The 17045-nt window shown below is 73.4% G+C and carries 22 protein-coding genes and 1 tRNA gene; 16 read left to right on the top strand and 7 right to left on the bottom strand.

The genetic code is table 11. From position 1 onward, the window contains the following. Positions 1 to 104: 104 nt before the first annotated feature. Positions 105 to 959, bottom strand: a complete 855-nt coding sequence (locus tag J2S44_RS13310) for a Rieske (2Fe-2S) protein (protein ID WP_310412790.1) — start codon at positions 957 to 959, stop codon at positions 105 to 107. A gap of 47 nt (positions 960 to 1006) precedes the next feature. Between J2S44_RS13310 and J2S44_RS13305 the strand changes: the two genes are divergently transcribed. Then, a complete protein-coding gene (locus tag J2S44_RS13305; protein ID WP_310412787.1) occupies positions 1007 to 1501 on the top strand; it encodes a metallophosphoesterase family protein in 495 nt (164 codons plus the stop codon). A gap of 29 nt (positions 1502 to 1530) precedes the next feature. Beyond that, positions 1531 to 2373, top strand: coding sequence for an NAD(P)-binding domain-containing protein (locus tag J2S44_RS13300; protein ID WP_310412785.1), 843 nt, complete (start codon positions 1531 to 1533; stop codon positions 2371 to 2373). Here J2S44_RS13300 and J2S44_RS13295 read toward each other — a convergent pair. Further along, entirely contained in the window at positions 2357 to 2929 is a 573-nt protein-coding gene (locus J2S44_RS13295; protein ID WP_310412782.1) for a TetR/AcrR family transcriptional regulator, read from the bottom strand. The two genes, J2S44_RS13300 and J2S44_RS13295, sit on opposite strands and share 17 nt — an antisense overlap. Before the next feature lie 66 nt (positions 2930 to 2995). On the opposite strand from J2S44_RS13295, the gene J2S44_RS13290 reads away from it, so the two are divergent. Both J2S44_RS13290 and J2S44_RS13285 read left to right on the top strand, forming a co-directional pair. Beyond that, positions 2996 to 3949: an alpha/beta fold hydrolase gene (locus tag J2S44_RS13290; RefSeq protein WP_310412779.1), complete on the top strand. Its 954-nt coding sequence runs from the start codon at positions 2996 to 2998 to the stop codon at positions 3947 to 3949. A 41-nt stretch (positions 3950 to 3990) separates the two neighbouring features. After that, positions 3991 to 5133: an FAD-dependent oxidoreductase gene (locus J2S44_RS13285; protein WP_310412776.1), complete on the top strand. Its 1143-nt coding sequence runs from the start codon at positions 3991 to 3993 to the stop codon at positions 5131 to 5133. Positions 5134 to 5166: 33 nt separating this feature from the next. On the opposite strand, the gene J2S44_RS13280 is transcribed toward J2S44_RS13285, so the two are convergent. After that, positions 5167 to 5712, bottom strand: coding sequence for a CGNR zinc finger domain-containing protein (locus tag J2S44_RS13280; RefSeq protein WP_310412774.1), 546 nt, complete (start codon positions 5710 to 5712; stop codon positions 5167 to 5169). Positions 5713 to 5761: 49 nt separating this feature from the next. Here J2S44_RS13280 and J2S44_RS13275 point away from each other — a divergent pair, with 49 nt between their 5' ends. Then, positions 5762 to 6301, top strand: a complete 540-nt coding sequence (locus tag J2S44_RS13275; RefSeq protein WP_310412771.1) for a GNAT family N-acetyltransferase — start codon at positions 5762 to 5764, stop codon at positions 6299 to 6301. A gap of 180 nt (positions 6302 to 6481) precedes the next feature. Here J2S44_RS13275 and J2S44_RS13270 read toward each other — a convergent pair whose 3' ends face one another. Continuing rightward, positions 6482 to 7108 (bottom strand): TetR/AcrR family transcriptional regulator, encoded by a 627-nt coding sequence (locus J2S44_RS13270; protein WP_310412768.1) that lies wholly within the window; start codon positions 7106 to 7108, stop codon positions 6482 to 6484. An 85-nt stretch (positions 7109 to 7193) separates the two neighbouring features. Between J2S44_RS13270 and J2S44_RS13265 the strand changes: the two genes are divergently transcribed. Next, positions 7194 to 7646 (top strand): ester cyclase, encoded by a 453-nt coding sequence (locus tag J2S44_RS13265; protein ID WP_310412764.1) that lies wholly within the window; start codon positions 7194 to 7196, stop codon positions 7644 to 7646. A 94-nt stretch (positions 7647 to 7740) separates the two neighbouring features. Here the strand turns inward: J2S44_RS13265 and J2S44_RS13260 are convergent, their stop codons facing one another. Continuing rightward, entirely contained in the window at positions 7741 to 8607 is an 867-nt protein-coding gene (locus tag J2S44_RS13260) for a helix-turn-helix transcriptional regulator (protein WP_310412761.1), read from the bottom strand. 44 nt (positions 8608 to 8651) lie between these two features. Here J2S44_RS13260 and J2S44_RS13255 point away from each other — a divergent pair, with 44 nt between their 5' ends. The 4 genes from J2S44_RS13255 (at position 8652) to J2S44_RS13240 (ending at position 11112) form a co-directional block, all read left to right on the top strand. Continuing rightward, the gene (locus J2S44_RS13255) at positions 8652 to 9344 is read left to right on the top strand and encodes an SDR family NAD(P)-dependent oxidoreductase (RefSeq protein WP_310412758.1); all 693 of its coding nucleotides are present in this window, start codon (positions 8652 to 8654) and stop codon (positions 9342 to 9344) included. A gap of 164 nt (positions 9345 to 9508) precedes the next feature. Then, positions 9509 to 10000, top strand: a complete 492-nt coding sequence (locus J2S44_RS13250) for an NADPH-dependent FMN reductase (RefSeq protein ID WP_310412755.1) — start codon at positions 9509 to 9511, stop codon at positions 9998 to 10000. Continuing rightward, entirely contained in the window at positions 9997 to 10521 is a 525-nt protein-coding gene (locus J2S44_RS13245) for a flavin reductase family protein (RefSeq protein WP_310412752.1), read from the top strand. Before J2S44_RS13250 ends, J2S44_RS13245 begins: the two co-directional genes overlap by 4 nt. A gap of 126 nt (positions 10522 to 10647) precedes the next feature. Next, the gene (locus J2S44_RS13240) at positions 10648 to 11112 is read left to right on the top strand and encodes a hemerythrin domain-containing protein (RefSeq protein ID WP_310412749.1); all 465 of its coding nucleotides are present in this window, start codon (positions 10648 to 10650) and stop codon (positions 11110 to 11112) included. Between the two features lie 2 nt (positions 11113 to 11114). Here the strand turns inward: J2S44_RS13240 and J2S44_RS13235 are convergent, their stop codons facing one another. Further along, positions 11115 to 12065: a hypothetical protein gene (locus J2S44_RS13235; protein WP_310412746.1), complete on the bottom strand. Its 951-nt coding sequence runs from the start codon at positions 12063 to 12065 to the stop codon at positions 11115 to 11117. 396 nt (positions 12066 to 12461) lie between these two features. Between J2S44_RS13235 and J2S44_RS13230 the strand changes: the two genes are divergently transcribed. The 6 genes from J2S44_RS13230 to J2S44_RS13205 all read left to right on the top strand — a co-directional run bounded on the left by J2S44_RS13230 (position 12462) and on the right by J2S44_RS13205 (position 16318). Beyond that, positions 12462 to 13016, top strand: coding sequence for a YqgE/AlgH family protein (locus J2S44_RS13230; protein WP_310412743.1), 555 nt, complete (start codon positions 12462 to 12464; stop codon positions 13014 to 13016). Positions 13017 to 13144: 128 nt separating this feature from the next. Further along, a tRNA-Ala gene (locus J2S44_RS13225) sits at positions 13145 to 13217 on the top strand. 234 nt (positions 13218 to 13451) lie between these two features. Further along, the gene (locus J2S44_RS13220; protein ID WP_310412740.1) at positions 13452 to 14348 is read left to right on the top strand and encodes a LysR family transcriptional regulator; all 897 of its coding nucleotides are present in this window, start codon (positions 13452 to 13454) and stop codon (positions 14346 to 14348) included. A gap of 118 nt (positions 14349 to 14466) precedes the next feature. Then, positions 14467 to 15129: a hemerythrin domain-containing protein gene (locus tag J2S44_RS13215; RefSeq protein WP_310412738.1), complete on the top strand. Its 663-nt coding sequence runs from the start codon at positions 14467 to 14469 to the stop codon at positions 15127 to 15129. Positions 15130 to 15178: 49 nt separating this feature from the next. Further along, positions 15179 to 15772: a gamma subclass chorismate mutase AroQ gene (gene aroQ / locus J2S44_RS13210; protein WP_310412735.1), complete on the top strand. Its 594-nt coding sequence runs from the start codon at positions 15179 to 15181 to the stop codon at positions 15770 to 15772. Between the two features lie 27 nt (positions 15773 to 15799). Then, positions 15800 to 16318 (top strand): SDR family NAD(P)-dependent oxidoreductase, encoded by a 519-nt coding sequence (locus tag J2S44_RS13205; protein ID WP_310412733.1) that lies wholly within the window; start codon positions 15800 to 15802, stop codon positions 16316 to 16318. A gap of 25 nt (positions 16319 to 16343) precedes the next feature. On the opposite strand, the gene J2S44_RS13200 is transcribed toward J2S44_RS13205, so the two are convergent. After that, positions 16344 to 16979 (bottom strand): TetR/AcrR family transcriptional regulator, encoded by a 636-nt coding sequence (locus J2S44_RS13200; RefSeq protein WP_310412730.1) that lies wholly within the window; start codon positions 16977 to 16979, stop codon positions 16344 to 16346. Between the last annotated feature and the right edge of the window lie 66 nt (positions 16980 to 17045).

Here is a 17045-nt window from a genome sequence, read left to right as displayed (position 1 = left end):
TCGCAAGCCACCACGCGACGTGCAGGGAGGAGCCCCGGCGACGACCGGTGCCCGCGGGAGCACGCCCGACGCGACCACGCCGGAAGCGGGAAAATGGTGGTCCGTTACGGCAGCGCCGCCTGGACGCGGCCCTCGACCACCCGGCTGCGCAGCAGCGGCTGATCGTTGGCGGACGGGCCGCGGACCACGGCGCCGTCGGCGAGGCGGAACGTGCTGCCGTGCCACGGGCAGACCACGCACGCGGCGCCGCCGATCTCGGTGATCTCGCCGTCGCCGAGCGGGCCGGTCTGGTGGGCGCAGCGCTCCATCATCACGGTGACCTGGTCGCCGACCTTGGTGACCAGCACCGGAACCTCACCGATCCGGGCGACCTCGGGCCGGTTCTCGACGAGTTCGTCCCACCCGTAGACGTCGTGCCAGCCGTCGTCGATCTGCCGCAGGTACGGCTCGGCCTGGTTGACCGCGGCGCCCTGCCGGAAGCTGAGGTGCCCGCCGACGTACGCGCCGAGCCCGGCCGCGGCCAGCCCGGTGTAGGCGAGCGTGCGGCCGAACCGGTGGTTGCCGGCCAGCCGGGCGGCGAGCGAGCTCGCGTAGAGGCCGAGCGCGATCGAGTTCGCGGCCGCGTGCACCAGGCCGACGCGGCGCTGCTCGCGGGACTGCGCGGACCAGTCGGTGGCGCCGGACGCGACGGCCGGCAGCGCGGCGGCCGTGCCCACGCCGACCAGGATCGTCGCGGCGCGTTCGGTGCCGGGCAACGCGTCCAGCACGGCCGTGCTCATCCAGGCACCGACCGGCAGTTGCACGACGACCGGGTGCAGCGGGTGCCCGAGCCCGACGCCGTGCAGCAGGTCCTTGAGCCGTCGCGGCAGCGTCGCCTGGACGCCGCGCTGCAGCGGGTCACTCGCCCGGTCCAGTTCCCCGGCCTTCTCGACGCGTTCCAGCAGTCTCTGCAGCACCATGTGGCAGGGATGCCCGGTGGAACGGGCCGCAAACTAGTCTGGCCGGTATGCGTCTGGTGCTGTTGGCGGACACGCACGTGCCGAAGCGGGCCAAGGATCTGCCGGGTGAGGTGTGGGACGCGGTCGGCGCCGCGGACGTGGTCGTGCACGCGGGGGACTGGGTGGACGTGCCGCTGCTGGACGCGGTGGAGCGGCGGTCGCGGCGGCTGATCGCCTGCTACGGCAACAACGACGGCCCGGCGCTGCGGGCCCGGCTGCCCGAGGTCGCGCGGGCGGAGCTGGACGGCGTGCGGCTCGCGGTGGTGCACGAGACCGGGGACGCCAAGGGGCGCGAGGCGCGCTGCGCGGCCGCGTATCCGGACACCGACGTGCTGGTCTTCGGGCACTCGCACATCCCGTGGGACACGACCGCGCCGGGTGGGCTGCGGCTGCTCAACCCGGGCAGCCCGACGGACCGGCGCCGGCAGCCGTTCCGTACGTACCTGACCGCGGTGATCGACGCCGGTGCGCTGCGCGACGTGGAACTGCACCCCTTGACCTGAAGCCGGGTTGATGTCGGAGGCTGACCGGCATGGTGGTCTCGGTGATCGGTACGGGCGCGATCGGCGCCGCGGCGGCCCGGGCGCTGCTCGGCGCCGGACAGGACGTGGTGGTCTGGAACCGCACGCCGGATCGCGCGTCCCCGCTGGTGGCGGCCGGTGCCCGGCGGGCGGGCACGCTGCGCGCGGCGGGCGGGGACCCGGTCCTGCTCGCGCTCACCGGCTATCCGGCGGTGCGGGAGTGCCTGGACGGGCTGGGCGAGAGCCTGTCCGGGCGGACCGTCGTGGCGCTCTGCACCGGCACACCGGCGGAGGCGCGGGCCGCCGCCGCGCGGGCCGCCGACCTCGGCGCGGCGTATCTCGACGCGGGCGTGCAGGCCGCACCGGGCGCGATCGGCACGCCGGCCGCCACGTTCCTCTACGCCGGGTCCCGGGCCGTCTTCGACGCGCACGCGGCGACGCTCGGTCTGCTCGGCACCGCGCGGTTCGTGGGGGAGGCGCCGGACGCGGCCGCGGTCTGGGATCTCGCGCTGTTCGGCCTCTGGTACGACGCCCAGCTGGGCCTGCTCAGAGCGCTCGACACGGTACGGGCGGCGGGTGGCGACCTCGGCGAGTTCGTCGCGGCGGCCGGTGTGCAGCTCGGTCACGTGGCCGGTGGCGTGCCGGCGACGGTTGGGGAGATGCGCGACGGCACGTATCCGCCCGGCCCGGCGACTCTGGCGGAACATCTGGCCGTGCTGCGCCGGCTCGCCGGGACGCGGGCCGGCGGGCGGCTCGGGGACGGTGGTCTCGCGGCGGTGCTGGCGCGGGTCGAGGCGCTCGTCGCGGCCGGCCGGGCCGGCGAGGGCCTGACCGCACTCACCGCAACATCGTGATCAGCTGCTCCGCCGCGCGCGCCGTGTCGAACGCCGGGTCGGCGAGGCCGGCCGAGACGATCGCGTCGACGGCGCCGTTGACGATCACGGCGGTGGTCCGCACGTCGGTGCCGGCCGGGTAGTCGCCCGCGGCCACGGCGGCGGTGACCAGCCCGGCCACGGTCTCGTGCCGGCCCGGGCCGCCGGGTGGGTCCACCTCCGCGACCAGCGACTCGATGATCATGCGGGTGTGGTCCGGGTGCAGGCGCGTGTAGCCGACCAGCGCGCGGATGTAGGCCTCGACCGCGGCCGCGCCGGTGTGCGGCTCGACCGCGGCGCCGACGTGCGCGACCAGCGACTCCAGCACCGAGGCGTAGGCGGCCCGGAGCACCGCGTCCTTGGACGGGAAGTGGTAGAGGACCGCGGCCTTGGAGATGCCGGCCGCCTCGGCGATCCGGGCGAGCGACGTCCCGCCGTAGCCGTGCGCGGCCACCGTCTCGATGGCGACACCGATCAGCTGTGCGCGTCGTGCCTGCTCGGTGAGGGTGAGCGGCTTGCTGGCATTCGTGGATGGCACGCGCTCACCGTACCCGATCTGACTCAGCGGTTGAATTTTCTACCATGCGGTCAGTAATCTGACCTCATGGTTAAGAAGGTGCTCGTCGCCACGGCCGTCGGGGTCACGGTGATCGCGGCCGTGGTCGCCTACGCGCTGCGGGACCCGTCCCCGGTCGGCTACTTCACCTCCGCCGCGGCGGCCGACCGGTTCACCGGCGCCTATCGCGCGGCGATGGCCCGCATGCCGGCCCCGGACCGGACCGTCGACGTCCGCACCGGGTACGGCGTGGTCCGCGTCTACCACTTCGCCGGCGGCGCCGACCCGGCCGCGGCGCCGCTGCTGCTCCTGCCCGGCCGCGCGTCCGCCTCGCCGGTCTGGGCCGACAACCTGCCGTCGCTTCTCCGGCAGCGCGGTGTCTACACCCTCGACCTGCTCGGCGAGCCGGGCATGAGCGTGCAGCAGCGCCCGGTCGCCACCCCGGCCGACCACGCCCGGTGGCTGCACGAGGTGCTGCTCGCGCTGCCCGAACCGCGGATTCACCTGTTCGGGCTGTCGTTCGGCGGCTGGACCGCGATGAACCTCGCCGTCCACCACCCGGAGAAGATCGCCGGCGTCGTCCTGCTCGACCCGATCCTGGTCTTCGGCGACCTGTCGTTCGACGTGGTGCTGCGCTCGATCCCGGTCGCGTTCCGCTGGGCACCGCGCTCCTGGCGCGACAGCTTCGCCGGCTGGACCGCGAACGACGCGCCGGTCGAGGACGAGCCGGTCGCCCGCATGATCGAGGCGGGGCTGCAGACCTACACGGTCAAGCTGTCCGCCCCGGTCCGCCCGTCCGACGACGCGCTGCGCGGCGTCACCGCGCCGGTGCTGCTGCTGATGGCCGGCGCGTCCCGCATGCACGACTCGGCCGCGGCCGCGGACACCGCCCGACGGCTGCTCCCGGCCGCCACGGTCAAGGTCTATCCGGCGGCGTCCCACGCGATCAACGGCGAGTACCCCGACGAGATCGCGGCCGACGTCGCGGCGTTCCTCGGCTGAGCGCCCCCCGATCTTGCCCGGGCACGCCGCATCCTGAGGGGATGAGACAACGAGTGGGCATCGTCGGCGCCGGGATCGGCGGCCTGACGCTGGCACACGCGCTGACGCGCCGCGGCATCGACTGCGTCGTGTTCGACCGCGACGCCGGACCGTCCGACACCGACGGATACCGGCTGCACCTGACCGAGGAGGCGTTCGCCGCGCTCGCCGCGACGCTCCCGGCCACGTCCCTGCACGCGTTGCGCGCCTGCGGTGCGGGTGCCTCCTCGTTCCGCCGGTTCACCGTGCTCGACCACCGCGGCCGCGCCCGGCTGCGCATCCCGATCACGCACGACGGCGAGATCCTGCTGATCGGCCGCCGCCCGCTGCGGACCGTCCTGGCCCGCGGCCTGGAAACGAGGATCCGCTGGGGTACGCCGGTGACCGGCTACACCGTCTCCGGCTCCTCCGTCACCCTGTCCACCGGCGACGAGGTCGGCCTGCTGGTCGCCGCGGACGGCGCCGGCTCGCGGATCGCCCGCCAGTGGGTGGGCCGCTCCACCGCGGTCCGCTCCGGCGTCATCGGCATCGCCGGCCGCTCGCCGCTGCCGCAGCGCATCCCGCCCGACCTCCGGCACGGGCTCGCCTTCATGATCGGCCCGGGTGGCGTGGGTGCGTTCCTCGCCCTGCACGACCGGCCCGGCGACGACCCGGCCGCGGAGGACCCGTACGTGGTCTGGTCCGTGGCCGCGCCGCTGGCCGCCACCGGTTCCGACCTCACCGCGCTGGCGCACCGGCTGACCGCCCGCTGGACCCCCCACTTCCACGCGCTGGTCGACGGCGCCGAGCCGGGCAGTGTCGCCGCGTTCCCGTTCCACTTCCCCGCCGCGCTGCAACCCTGGCCGCCGGGCCCGGTCACGCTGCTCGGCGACGCCGTGCACCCGATGCCCCCGACCGCCGGCGCCGGTGCCAGCACCGCCATCCTCGACGCCACCCACCTCGCCCGCGACCTGGCCACCGGCGATCCGGGCGCCTACCAGCCGCGCCTGCTCACCTACGCCCCCGCGGCCGTCGACGAGGCGCGCCCCGCCCTCCACTGGCAACGCCGCCTGAGCAACCCGGTGCTCTTCCGCGCCGCGATCCACCTCGGACTGCCCATCGCCGACACCGTCCTCCGCCGGCGCACCCGTCACCGGCCCGCCTGAGGCGTGGCGCCGGCCCGCCGGAGAACGCCGTGGTCAGTGCCGATCCGCCGCGCGTCTACGGTAGTACCGCTGCTGGCGGTCGCGGTGGCCGCAGGACTCGTGGCAGTAGCGCCGGCGCGGATGGTGCCGCACGAAGAACAGGCCGCAGTCCGGGCCCGCGCAGCGGCACAGCGAACCGGCCTGATCGCCGGTGAGCAGTTCGACGCAGGCGGTGGCCAGGCCGCCGAGCAGCGCGGCATCACCGGTGGCGCCGCCCCGCCGGCCGCCCGCGCCGAGCGCCCCGGTGGAGAGCCGGACCAGCCGCGGGGACGTCGGCGCCCCGGCGGCGACCTCGTTGACGTGCGTGATCGCGGTCGCGGATGGCGTCGCGCCGGTGACCGTCGCCGTGAACAGCGTGTGGACGCTGTCGCGCAGCGCCCTGGCCGCCGCGGTGTCCCGTGCCGGTGGCGCCCCGGCCGCGGTGAACCACAGCCCGGCCAGTTCGGCCGTGCCGAGGAGGTCCCGGTCGCCGTACCGCGTGTTGGCGAACTCCACGACCAGCGGTTCGGTGCCCAGCAGCGGCAGCTCCACGTCATCCACGCGATAAAGCCTATGCTGACGGTACGAGGACGGTGTTACCGTCAGCCACATGATGACCTGGCGGCACGTCACCCCGGACGACTTCCCGCTGCTGGCGCGCTGGCTGGCGGAGCCGCACGTGGCCCGCTGGTGGCATCACGAGACGTCCGCGGCGGCCGTCGAGCGCGACTTCGGGCCGTCCGCGCGCGGCGCGGAACCGAACGAGGACCTGCTGGCGTTCGTCGACGGCACCCCGATCGGGTTGCTGCAACGCTCGTTCCTGCACGACTACCCCGAGTACCTCGACGAGCTGACGCCGCTCACCGCGGTGCCGCCCCGGGCGATGACGATCGACTACCTGATCGGCGACGCGGCACACGTCGGGCGAGGGCTCGGCACCCGCATGATCCGCTCGGCGCTCGCCCACCTGTGGGCCGACCACCGGGACGCCGAGTGCGTGATCGTGGCGGTGCACGCCGACAACGCCCCGTCGTGGCGGGCACTGGAGAGGGCGGGCCTGACCCGCGTCGCCCACGGCGAGATCGACCCGGACAACCCGGCCGACGACCGGCGCCATTACGTCTACCGCACGGACCGCCCCACGGACTGACCGGCCACAGTGCACGATCCATCCGGCCGGGCGCGAGGCCCTCCGGCGCGAGAGGCGATTGCCGGACGAGGTGGCCGCCGGACATCCACGTCGATCGGGTGCCGACCGTCGCGGCGCCGGGCTCCGGGATCGCGCTGTGCGTGACGACCGGCACCGCGTGGCGGTGGCCGGCGTCGGTGGTCATTCCGGTGCGGGCGGGCGGTCGCCGGGCTCTTCCGTCCGCCGGCCGTTGAGCACGCGGAACGCGTCGAGTGCGACCGCGGTGAGGACGCCGCGGCCGACGCCGGCGCGGCCGAGCAACTCCATCCCGCGGGTGACGGCGACGAAGTAGACCGCCAGCGACTGCACGTTCGCGTCGTCGGGGAGATCCCCGTTCGCCCGCGCGTGTTCCAGGCACTGGGCGTAGACCCCGGCGAGCTGCTCGATGCCGGCCTTCGTGGCCGTCGACAGTGGATCCTCCTCGCCGGTCGATTCGACCAGCGCGCGGGTGGTGAGCGAGACCCGGCGATCGCTGCCGCTGAACTCGATCGCCATCGAGAGCAGGTGACCGCGAATGCGTTCCAGGGGCGACGCGTCGTCGTGCCCGAGTGCTTCCGAGACGGCGCGCGCCGCCTCCTCCCGGTCCTCGGACAGCGCCCGCAGAAACAATTCCCGCTTCCCGCCGAACGCGTTGTACAGGCTCTGCTTCCCCAGGCCGGTCGCCCGCACCAGGTCGTCCAGTGTCGCGGCGGCAAGACCGTGCACCGCGAACACCTCACTGGCGCTGCTGACGACATCACTCTCGACGAACTTGCGGGGCCGGGCCATGTGAGCAAGCCTACGTTATTGACCGTTTCGTCAAAAACTTGTTAGCGTGGTGCCGGAGCGACACCGAGCACCGAGGAGAGCAGAAGTGAGAAGCAGCGAAGAGGTCGTTCGTGAGGCGTACCGGCTGGCGGAGGGGGACGTCCTCGACGGAGACGGGTTCCGCGCCCTGTTCGCCGAGGACGGGACGTTCAACGACGTGCCGAATGCGCAGACCTTCCGCGGCGAGCAGATTCCCCAGGCGCTGGCGGGCCTGGCGAGCGTTTTCCCCGACATTCATCGTGAGCTGCTCGACGTGCACGTGCTCGGTGATGTCGTGGCCGTCGAACTTCGCATTCAGGGAACGCATCTCGGCGCATTCCCGACCCCGATCGGCGACATCCGCCCGACCGGTAACCGGATCGACGTACCGGCCGCGGATCTCTGGTATCTCCGCGCCGGGAAAGTCGTGAAGTTCAACTGCTACAACGCGGCGAACGTGCTGCTCGCCCAGATCGGGGCCGCCCCGGACTTCAGGGCGGCGATCGAGGCCGCGCGCTGACACCCACGACGCGCCGACACGCTCGGCACCGACCGCCCGGACGAGGTGTCCCGGCCCGACCGGGCCGGCTTCGGCCACCTGCTGCGCCCGGACGTCATCGACGCGGTGCGGCACAGGACGCGCTGAGCCGCCGCAGCGCCCGGTGCGAGGTGCTGCCCGGTACCGCGGTGTAGAGGATGAGCCGCTGGTCACGGTCGGTGAGATCGAGGGTCTGGCAGTCGAGGTCGAGGTCGCCGACGACCGGGTGCGGGATCCGCTTGGTGGACGTGACGCGCGGCGGGTCGACCGGGTAGCCGTCCCACCGCCGCACGAACCCGTCGCCGGTGCCGCGCAGCCGGGCGATCAGGCCGGTCACCGCGGGGCTGTCCGGGTACCGGGCGGCGGCCCGTCGCAGGTCGGCGAGGCACTGACGGGCGTGCGCGTCGACCTGCGGGTCGTCGTGGTCGGTGACCGGGTTGCCGAACAGCTGCCAGATCAGGTTCCGGTCGTCGGGCGGCCAGATCAGTGGGTCGCACAGCAGCGCGACCGCCATCCGGTTCCAGGCCAGCAGGGTGTGCACGGCGTCGATCACGAACGCGGGCGTGTCGTCGAGACGGTCGATCAACTGCACTATCCCGGTGGGTACGTCCTGGGGCGGCCCGTCCGGCGTGTCTGCCGCCAGGTCGACCAGTGCGAACAGGTGCACGCGCTCGCTGCGGGTCAGCCGTAGCGCGCGGGCGAGCGCGGTCAGCACCTGCCGGGACGGCCGTGGCCCGCGCGCCTGTTCCAGCCGCGTGTAGTAGTCGGCGGACATGCCGGCGCGCTGGGCGACCTCCTCCCGGCGCAGGCCGGGTGTCCGCCGGCGCGGCCCGGGGTGGTCCGGCCGGACGGCCGCGCGCCGGGCGCGCAGGAAGTCGGCGAGGGTGCGACGGTCCATGTCGTTCATCGTGCCGGTCGTGGTCGCGGCGAACCAGGGACTCACCGGTCCTCTTATCCCACGGCCGTGGACGTTCCAGGCTGCTCGGCATGGATGACGTGCGGATCGCCCTGGTGACCGGGGCGAACAAGGGAATCGGGTTCGAGACGGCGCGCGGCCTGGCCGCCGCCGGACTGACGGTGCTGCTCGGCGCGCGGGACGAGGCCCGCGGCGCGGCGGCGTCCGGGGAGATCGGGGCGGTGCCGGTGCGGCTGGACGTCACCGACGCCGCGTCGGTGGCCGCGGCCGTGACACGGGTCACCGACGAGTTCGGCCGCCTGGACGTATTGGTCAACAATGCGGGCGTGCTGACCGGCTGGGGCCGTCCGGCGGACCTGACGGCCGCGGATCTGCGGACCTCGTACGAGGTGAACGTGTTCGGCGTGGTCACGGTGACGCGCGCGTTCCTGCCGCTGCTGCGCCGATCCGCGGGCGGCCGCATCGTGAACGTCTCCAGTGGTCTCGGCTCGCTGACGCTGCTGGCCGCGCCGGACGCCGGGATCCCGGTGATGTCCTACAGTTCTGCCAAGGCCGCGCTGAACGGCGTGACCCTCGCCTACGCCGCCGATCTGCGCGACACCCCGGTCACGGTCGTCTCCGTCGACCCGGGCCTCTGCGCCACCGACCTCAACCACCGGACCGGCACCCGCACCGCCGCGGACGGCGCCGCGATCGTGGTCCGCGCCGCCCTGGGCGACTCCACCGGCCGGTTCATCGGCGAGTCCGGTGAGGTGCCCTGGTAGCTCACCGTCGATACGTGCGGTCCGCGGCCGCCGGGGTGTGATGCGGTACTCCCCGCCGTCGCGGGATATACCGGAGGTGAGGTGGGGCACTTCCCGTGAGTGCCGGTGATCGGGCAGAATAGCCCGTAATCCCTACCGGGTAACAATGGAATGCGGGGTCGCTGGTGAGCATCGCTGTCGTCGCGGGGAATCCGAAGCCGAAGTCCCGCACCCTCGCCGCCGGGGTCCTCCTCGCCGAGACACTCACCGGCGGCGCGCCCGACCTGGTGATCGACGTGATCGACCTCGGCCCCGGCCTGCTCGGCTGGGGTGACCCGGGCGTCGCCGACGCGGTCGCCGCCGTGGCCAAGTCCGATGTGGTGATCTTCGCGAGCCCGACGTTCAAGGCCACGTACAGCGGGCTGCTCAAGCTCTTCCTCGACCAGATCCCGGCGGACGGGCTGGCCGGCGTGCACGCGCTGCCGCTGATGCTCGGCGCCGGGCCCGGCCACGCGCTCGCGCCGGAACTGCTGCTCAAGCCGGTCCTGGCCGAGCTCGGCGCGATCACCGCGGCCCGCGGGCTCTACCTCGTCGACCGGACCTTCGCCGAGGACCCGCTGCTGCCCGCGTACGCGGACCGGGTCCGTCCACTGCTGCCGATATCCCAGGGGGCGTGATCACCGTGGTCGAGCTTCGTCCCGTCGGCGACGACCCGGCCGTGCTCCGTGCGGCCTACGGCTGCTTCCCCAGCGGTGTCACCGCGGTCTGCGCGCTGGTCGACGGCGTCCCGGCCGGGCTCGCCGCCAGCTCGTTCACGTCCGTGTCGATGAGCCCGCCGCTCGTCTCCGTCTGCGTGCAGCACACGTCCACCACCTGGCCGCGGCTACGCGACCTCGGCCGGCTCGGCGTGAGCGTGCTCGGCGAGGGCCACGACGCGCTGGCCCGGCAGATCGCCTCCCGCACCGGCGACCGGTTCGCGGGCGTGGCCTGGGAGTCCGGCCCGGGCGGCGCGGTCTTCCTCGGCGGCGCCGCCGCGTGGCTGGACTGCACGGTCGAGCGCCAGGTGCCGGCCGGTGACCACGACATCGTGCTGCTGCGCGTGCACACGCTCCGCGCGGACCCGGACGTGGCGCCGCTCGTCTTCCACGGCAGCCGCTTCCGGCAGCTCGCCGCGCCCCCGCTCCGCGACGCGGCCTGACCGCCCGGAAGCGCCGGCCCGGCCGGGACCACTGGGGCCACCGGGGCCGGTGGGACGCCTGTGACCACCCAGGATGGTGATCCTGGACAGGCGTTCCCGGGTCCCGCACCATCGAGTCATGGGCTGATGCGTGACCGACCAGGGGGTGCGGCGATGGTGACCGGGTTCGGCGAAGAGACGGCGACGGGCTGGCACCCGCTGCTGAACGGTACGCACGAGCTGGCGCGGGCGATCGCCGATCCCGCGCACGACGGCCCCGCCTGGCGCGAGCACGTCGCGTCCCAACTGCGCGGCCTGCGCGGCGCGTTCGACGAGCACATGCAGGCCACCGAGGGTCCGGCCGGCCACTACGCCGCGCTCGTCGACAACTCCCCGCGGCTCGCCTCCGGCGTCGACGGCCTGGTCCGCGAGCACGCGGCCGTGCTGGACCGGATCCGCGCGCTGCAGGAGCACGTCGACGCGGACCGGCCCGGCACCGACGAGATCCGCGCCTGGGCCCGGCTGCTCGTCCACGAGCTCTTCGCCCACCGTCAGCGCGGCGCCGACCTGGTGCTGGAGGCGTACCAGACCGACATCGGCGGCTCCGACTGACGTCAGGGCCTCAGCAGCAGCACCTGGCCGGTCAGCGCGTCGAGGATCGGGCGGTCCCCGGCCGGTGCCGCGAGCGTGACCGTGGCCGGATGGATGACGAGCTGCTCGGTGCACATCTCGGCGGTGGACACCGCGGTGCCACCGACCACGATCACGGTTTCGGTCTCGTGGACCAGCGGCGTGATCTGCTCGTCGCACGCGCCGACGCCGAGCCGCAGGTCGATCGCGGTGCCGGCGACACGCGCGACGCTCTGCGTGGCCTTCAACGTGTCGGCGCCGGTGCTCGGCGGGGCCAGCGACGGCGACGGGACCGGCGCGGTCGACGCCACCGCGACCCGCGCGATCGGGGACGGAACCCCACGAACCGCGAACAACCACGCCGGTACGGTCGCGTCGCCGCGACTGGTGCGCAACGGCACCGTGCCCAGCGTGGCTCCGGTCACCGGCAGCCTGGTGCAGGCGGCGTCGTCCGCGCTGACCGGCGAGTCGGGACCGGGCTGGCCCGCCGCCGGCGCGGACGGCGCGCCGCCCGGTCGTTTCCCGGTGCCGGGCTCGCAGGGCGGCGGGTCACCGCGGTCGATCAGCGCGAACGCGTCGGCTGCGCTCAGCAGCGGTGCCTGCTCCGCACCCGCGGCGTAGGCGACCTCGCCGGACCCGGCGGCCGTCGGCAGCGAGCCCTCCAGCGTGAACCAGCCGGCGTCGAACGCCTGCCGCTGCTCGTCACTGAGCCCCGCCGGGGCGATCAGCGGATCCTGCAGCGGTACGAAACCGGTCCGCCACGCCGGCGTCGCGGCCGCCACGGCCGGCCAGACCGCGGCCACCGCCTCGGCCCGGGTCGTGAACGTCTCCGACGGACTGCCGGAGGGCGCCCCGGCGGACGGTGCCGCACCCGGCGCGGCACACGCGGCGAGCGGCAGAACGACAAGAATCCCCAGGTACGGCAAACGGCGCATACCGGTATGACGAGCCGCCCGCCGCCGCGGTTCCTGCCTTCCCGGGTGACGGGCTTCCGTCCCCGCCCTCTCGGACCCGCGGTCGGCCGGTGCCCGGCGGAGCGCGCGGACGGTGCGGCGTACGGCAGCGGGCAGATAAGCTTTTTTATGGCTTTTTATGACGGCAGCGTGACGGCCGCGCTACGCCGTGATCGCGCACGTCGATCTTCCCCGGCTCTGTCGGGTAATCGTTGTGCTCACTCACGTGCAGACCTTATCGGCGGGCTGCGACGCAAGCTATCGTGCGAGTCATGGCGTTGACTGCGCGCAAGGTCGGCCTCGGGCCCCTTGCCGTGCCTGGACCTGTGGAACGGGGGTCGCGTGCATCCTGAAGGTCAGCGCATCGGAGGCCGGTCGATGGAGTCGATGACCGGCCGGCTCCTGGTCGCGACGCCATCGCTCAAGGACCCGAACTTCGACCGTACGGTCGTGCTGCTCGTCGCGCACGAGACCGGCGGCGCGCTCGGCGTCGTGCTCAACCGCGCCACCGAGGTCCCGGTCGCCGAGGTCCTCGGCAAGTGGGGCAGCCTCGCCGGCGACCCCGCCGTGCTCTTCGAGGGCGGCCCGGTCGCCCCCGAGTCCGCCATCTGCCTGGCCCGCACCCGCCCGTCGGTGAAGCGCCCCGCCGGCTTCCACCCGGTCTCCGGCGGCGTCGGCACCGTCGACCTCTCCGCCGACCCGGAGTCGCTCGGCGACAACCTGTCCGGCCTGCGCGTCTTCGCCGGCTACTCGGGTTGGTCCCCCGGCCAGCTGGAGGAGGAGATCTCCTCGGGTTCCTGGTTCGTCTTCGACGCGCTCCCCGGCGACGCCTTCGTCTCCCGCCCCGACGACCTGTGGGGCATGGTCCTGAAGCGCCAGGGCGGCATCATGGCCGCCGTCGCCCACTTCCCCGCCGACCCCACCCTCAACTGACCCCCTCCGCCAAGGTGGTCCCGGAGGTGTGTAATATTGCTGCCGTGCCCGGGTGAACCGGACACGATCAAGCAAGTGAGCAGGTCAGCAAGGCAGCAGGTCAGCAAGGCAGAGTTTCAGTACGGCAAGGGGCTGTGGCGCAGCTGGTAGCGCACCACACTGGCAGTGTGGGGGTCAGGGGTTCGAGTCCCCTCAGCTCCACCCTTGAGCAGTAGACACCGAGTCCCACCGTCCGATCAGGACGGTGGGACTTCTGTCTGTGCGGGGCCGGAACGCCGAATGCCGATTCGGGAGCCGCCTTCTCCGGTGATCTTCAGGCGAACCTCAGCTCCGGCGACGCCGAACGGGAAGCTTCGTGCGTTTGGCTGAGGCCGTGACCACGTCGTTCCGCCACCCCGGGCAGTGCCGGCCGCCGGCCTCGACCGCGGGGCAGTCATGGACCTGACGGCGTTGCGCTACGCCGTCACCCTGGCCGAGGAGCTGCACTTCCGCCGGGCCGCCCAGCGGCACTTCATCTCCGCGCAGCCGTTCGGGCAGCGCGTCAAGCAGCTGGAACATCAGCTCGGGTACGCCATCTTCGCGCGCACGTCGCGACGGGTGTCGGTGACGCCGCGAGGCGAGCTGTTCCTGGTCCGGGCGCGCGACGCCCTCGATCGCCTGAACTGGCTCGCCCAGGAAGCGCCGGACCCCGGCGAGCACACGCTGGTGCTGGGCGTCTTCGGGTGCGGGCTGGCCGAGCTGTGGGCGCCGGTGCGCGCGGCGCTCCGCGCGCAGTGTCCCGGCATCCGGCTGGTCCACCGCGATCTCGACTTCCTCAACCAGTACCCGATGGTGCAGTCCGGCGAGGTGGACGCGGCGATCGTGTTCTACGCCGGACCGGCCGACGGCCTCGTCGTGGACATCGTGAAGGAGGCACCTCGCAAGGTTCTGGTGCCGGCCTGGTCGGAGCTGGCCGAGGCCGCTTTCCTCACCACGTCCGACCTCGAGGGGCGGGAGTGGGTGCCGATGGTCGCGCACAGTGACGCGCTCGTCGACTGGCTCGGTCCCGCGGCGGCGGGGCATCCCCGATCGGCGTGGGCGGTCCGCCCGGAGTCCATTCCGGCGACGGTGGCGACGACCGGCGCGCTCGCCGTGCTCTGTGCCACCGCGGAGCGCTTCTTCCCCCGTCCCGACGTGCGGTACGTGTCGGCCGAGGGTGCCGCGTGCCACGTGGGGATCGCGACCCGGGCGGGGGACACCCGGCCGGCGGTGCGGGCGTTCCGGCGGGTGGTCGCCGCCACGGCCGGCCTGGTGCAGGAATTGACCCTCACGGATCGTAACGAAACAGCCTGATGATCATCGCCCTGGCCGGTGCTTGACTCGCTGATACGTGACGGTTCGCGCGGCATGTCCGTTCGGGGCGGACGTCCGGGGGCGCGTCCGCCCGAAGCTGAGTGTGAAAGGAAAGCCGATGAGCTGCGAGGTCCACGACATGGTGCTGGTCCACCGGGTCTTTCGTCGTGAGCTGGGCGCGGTGCCGAGCTACGTCCGGCGGGTGGCCGAGGGCGACGTGCGCCGCGCCGCCGTGGTGGCGGATCACCTGGCGATGATGCTCGACGTCCTGCACCACCACCACGAGACCGAGGACGAGCTGCTCTGGCCGAGGCTGCGCGCGCGGGTGCCGGCTGCCGACGTCGAGCTGGTCGACGCGATGAACGCCGAGCACGACACGCTCGCCCGCCAGATCGACGCGATCGGTGCGGCGCTGCCGCGGTGGCGGACGTCGGCGGCCGTGCCGGACGGGCTGCGGCTGATCGAGGCGATGGACGGCTTCCTGATCACCATGGGCGGCCACCTCGACCACGAGGAGAAGCGGGCGTTGCCGCTGTGCGCCGCACTCATCGAGCAGCCCGAGTGGAACGAGCTCGGTGTCGCCGCGATGCGGGCCATGGGCGTCGACGTGTGGTTGCTCTTCGTCAACGCCATGCGGGAGGACGCCTCCGACGAGGAGTGGAGCGAGTTTCTCGCGGCGCTGCCACCGGATGCCGTCGAGTCCGTGAACGGGCCCGGCCGCGACGCGTATCTGGCCTACCTCGGCCGGCTGCGGGACGGCGGGACGGCGGCCACCGCCTGACCGCCGGACACGACCACCTCAGATCACGAAGAAAGGTACGAATCTGTCCATGGGCACAATGTGGGGTATCGGTGCCGCGCTTCTCACCGGTGTACTGGCCGCCGGTTCGGCGAGCCCGGCGCACCACCCGGTGGTGGGCCGGGAGCTGACCGGCCTGGTCGGCCTGGTCGCCGAGCGCATCCTGATCGGGGACAAGGTGGCGGCGGCCAAGTTCGGCACCACCGCGCCGATCGAGGACCCGGTGCGCGAGCAGGCGGTGCTGGACCAGGCGGCGGCGCTCGCGGTCGAGAACGGCATCGACGCGCGCGAGACCGTCGCCTTCTTCCGGGCGCAGATCGAGGCCAGCAAGGTCGTCCAGCGGGGGCTGTTCGACCGCTGGACCGCGCACCCGGAACAGGCACCCACCGAGCGCCCCGACCTGGCCACCGAGGTCCGGCCGCAGCTGGACCGGATCACGATCGAGTTCATCGGCCAGTTGGCGGCCACCGAGGACGTGCGCGGGCCGGGTGCCCGATGCGCCGTCTCGCTGGCCTTCGCCGCGATCTCCGCGGACCACCGGTATCACCTCGACGCGCTGCACGAGAGCGCGCTGCGCGAGGCGGTCCGGCCGGTCTGCGCACCCGCGGCGAGCGGCAACTCCTGACGAATCGGCGACCGATCGGAGGACGTCATGAACGACCGTGGCGGCCGGGTGGCCGTGACGTCGGCGACCTCGAGGCCGGCGGAGGTCTACCGCGCGATGATGAGCGTCGACGTGGACGGTGTCTTCTTCGCCTCCCGGGCCGCGCTGCCACACCTGCGGGCGGCCCGCGGCTGCATCGTCAACATCGGGTCCGTCGGTGCCGTGCGTGGCGACTGGACACAGGCCGCCTACAACGCCACCAAGGGCGCGGTGACGAAGCTGACCAACGCGATGGCGCTCGACCACGGCCGGGACATCCGCGTCAACGCGGTCCACCCGGGCAGCACCACCAGCCACGAGTACGCCCGCCGGCTGCTCGCCGACGGGACGCCGCTGCGCATCAGGTACGACGACCGGGTGCCGATGGGCCGGCCCGGCGACCCGGCCGAGGTGGCCGCCGTCGTCGCGTTCCTCGCCGGGCCCGGCGCGTCGTACGTCAACGGCGCGCACATCGCCGTCGACGGTGGCGTGAACGCGTCGAACGGCCAGGCGGACCTCTATCGCTGATCGCCGGCCGGCGGCCTCGCGACCGTCAGGTGGTCACGGGCGGGAGCGGAAGGGCGACCAGCCGTTCCGCTTCCGCCTCCTCGACGCGGAACATGCGCAGGACGTTGAGCGCGGCCTCGTCGATGATCCGGTCGACGGGCATCTCCGGGTCGAGGCCGCACAGCTGCATGGCGGCGATCAGGCAGCCGGCCGTGCAGGCCAGCGCGACGGCGGGGTCACCGATCCGGAACACGCCCGCCTCGACCGCCGCGGAGATGTCCTGGAGTGCGCGCGGAGCGTGGCCGCGCTCGGCGAGCAGCAACCAGGCCGAGTTGGTACGCGTCATGATGCGGGCCGTCAGCGGATGGGTGCGCACCGTCCGCCCGGTGATGCGCAGCGAGGTGGTGAACACCGCGGCCGGGTCGTCGATGTCGGCGAGCAGCGTCGACAGCCGTGCCGCGTGGGCGTCGACCGCCTCCGCGACCGCGGCGTCGAAGAGGTCGGCCTTGGACGTGAAGTGGTTGTAGAACGACCCGAAGCCGACGTCGGCCGCTTCCGTTATCTGCTGGATGCTGACGTCGGTGGTGCCGCGTTCGGCGTAGATACGCTGGGCGGCCGCGATGAGCGCCGCGCGCGTCTCCTGCTTGCGCCGCGCGAGGCGCGAGGGAACGGGCTCAGGCACGTAAATCAGCCTAGCGAAGGTGATCGGCCGGTCACGGAGTGCCCTGAGGTGCCCCGGCCTACGGGA

The sequence above is a fragment of the Catenuloplanes niger genome (assembly GCF_031458255.1).
GTDB classification, from domain to species: Bacteria; Actinomycetota; Actinomycetes; order Mycobacteriales; family Micromonosporaceae; genus Catenuloplanes; species Catenuloplanes niger.
The sequence above is the reverse complement of the archived record's forward strand: the minus strand, read 5'-3'. Positions and strand labels throughout refer to the sequence as shown.

What these genes read in the sequence shown, in the direction of transcription:
- J2S44_RS13220 (WP_310412740.1), top strand. Translation starts at nt 13,452, where the DNA reads ATGGACCTGACGGCGTTGCGCTACGCCGTCACCCTGGCCGAGGAGCTG.
- J2S44_RS13240 (WP_310412749.1), top strand. Translation starts at nt 10,648, where the DNA reads ATGCGTGACCGACCAGGGGGTGCGGCGATGGTGACCGGGTTCGGCGAA.
- aroQ (WP_310412735.1), top strand. Translation starts at nt 15,179, where the DNA reads ATGGGCACAATGTGGGGTATCGGTGCCGCGCTTCTCACCGGTGTACTG.
- J2S44_RS13255 (WP_310412758.1), top strand. Translation starts at nt 8,652, where the DNA reads ATGGATGACGTGCGGATCGCCCTGGTGACCGGGGCGAACAAGGGAATC.
- J2S44_RS13300 (WP_310412785.1), top strand. Translation starts at nt 1,531, where the DNA reads ATGGTGGTCTCGGTGATCGGTACGGGCGCGATCGGCGCCGCGGCGGCC.
- J2S44_RS13290 (WP_310412779.1), top strand. Translation starts at nt 2,996, where the DNA reads ATGGTTAAGAAGGTGCTCGTCGCCACGGCCGTCGGGGTCACGGTGATC.
- J2S44_RS13235 (WP_310412746.1), bottom strand. Translation starts at nt 12,065, where the DNA reads ATGCGCCGTTTGCCGTACCTGGGGATTCTTGTCGTTCTGCCGCTCGCC.
- J2S44_RS13310 (WP_310412790.1), bottom strand. Translation starts at nt 959, where the DNA reads ATGGTGCTGCAGAGACTGCTGGAACGCGTCGAGAAGGCCGGGGAACTG.
- J2S44_RS13230 (WP_310412743.1), top strand. Translation starts at nt 12,462, where the DNA reads ATGGAGTCGATGACCGGCCGGCTCCTGGTCGCGACGCCATCGCTCAAG.
- J2S44_RS13215 (WP_310412738.1), top strand. Translation starts at nt 14,467, where the DNA reads ATGAGCTGCGAGGTCCACGACATGGTGCTGGTCCACCGGGTCTTTCGT.
- J2S44_RS13285 (WP_310412776.1), top strand. Translation starts at nt 3,991, where the DNA reads ATGAGACAACGAGTGGGCATCGTCGGCGCCGGGATCGGCGGCCTGACG.
- J2S44_RS13205 (WP_310412733.1), top strand. Translation starts at nt 15,800, where the DNA reads ATGAACGACCGTGGCGGCCGGGTGGCCGTGACGTCGGCGACCTCGAGG.
- J2S44_RS13275 (WP_310412771.1), top strand. Translation starts at nt 5,762, where the DNA reads ATGATGACCTGGCGGCACGTCACCCCGGACGACTTCCCGCTGCTGGCG.
- J2S44_RS13270 (WP_310412768.1), bottom strand. Translation starts at nt 7,108, where the DNA reads ATGGCCCGGCCCCGCAAGTTCGTCGAGAGTGATGTCGTCAGCAGCGCC.
- J2S44_RS13305 (WP_310412787.1), top strand. Translation starts at nt 1,007, where the DNA reads ATGCGTCTGGTGCTGTTGGCGGACACGCACGTGCCGAAGCGGGCCAAG.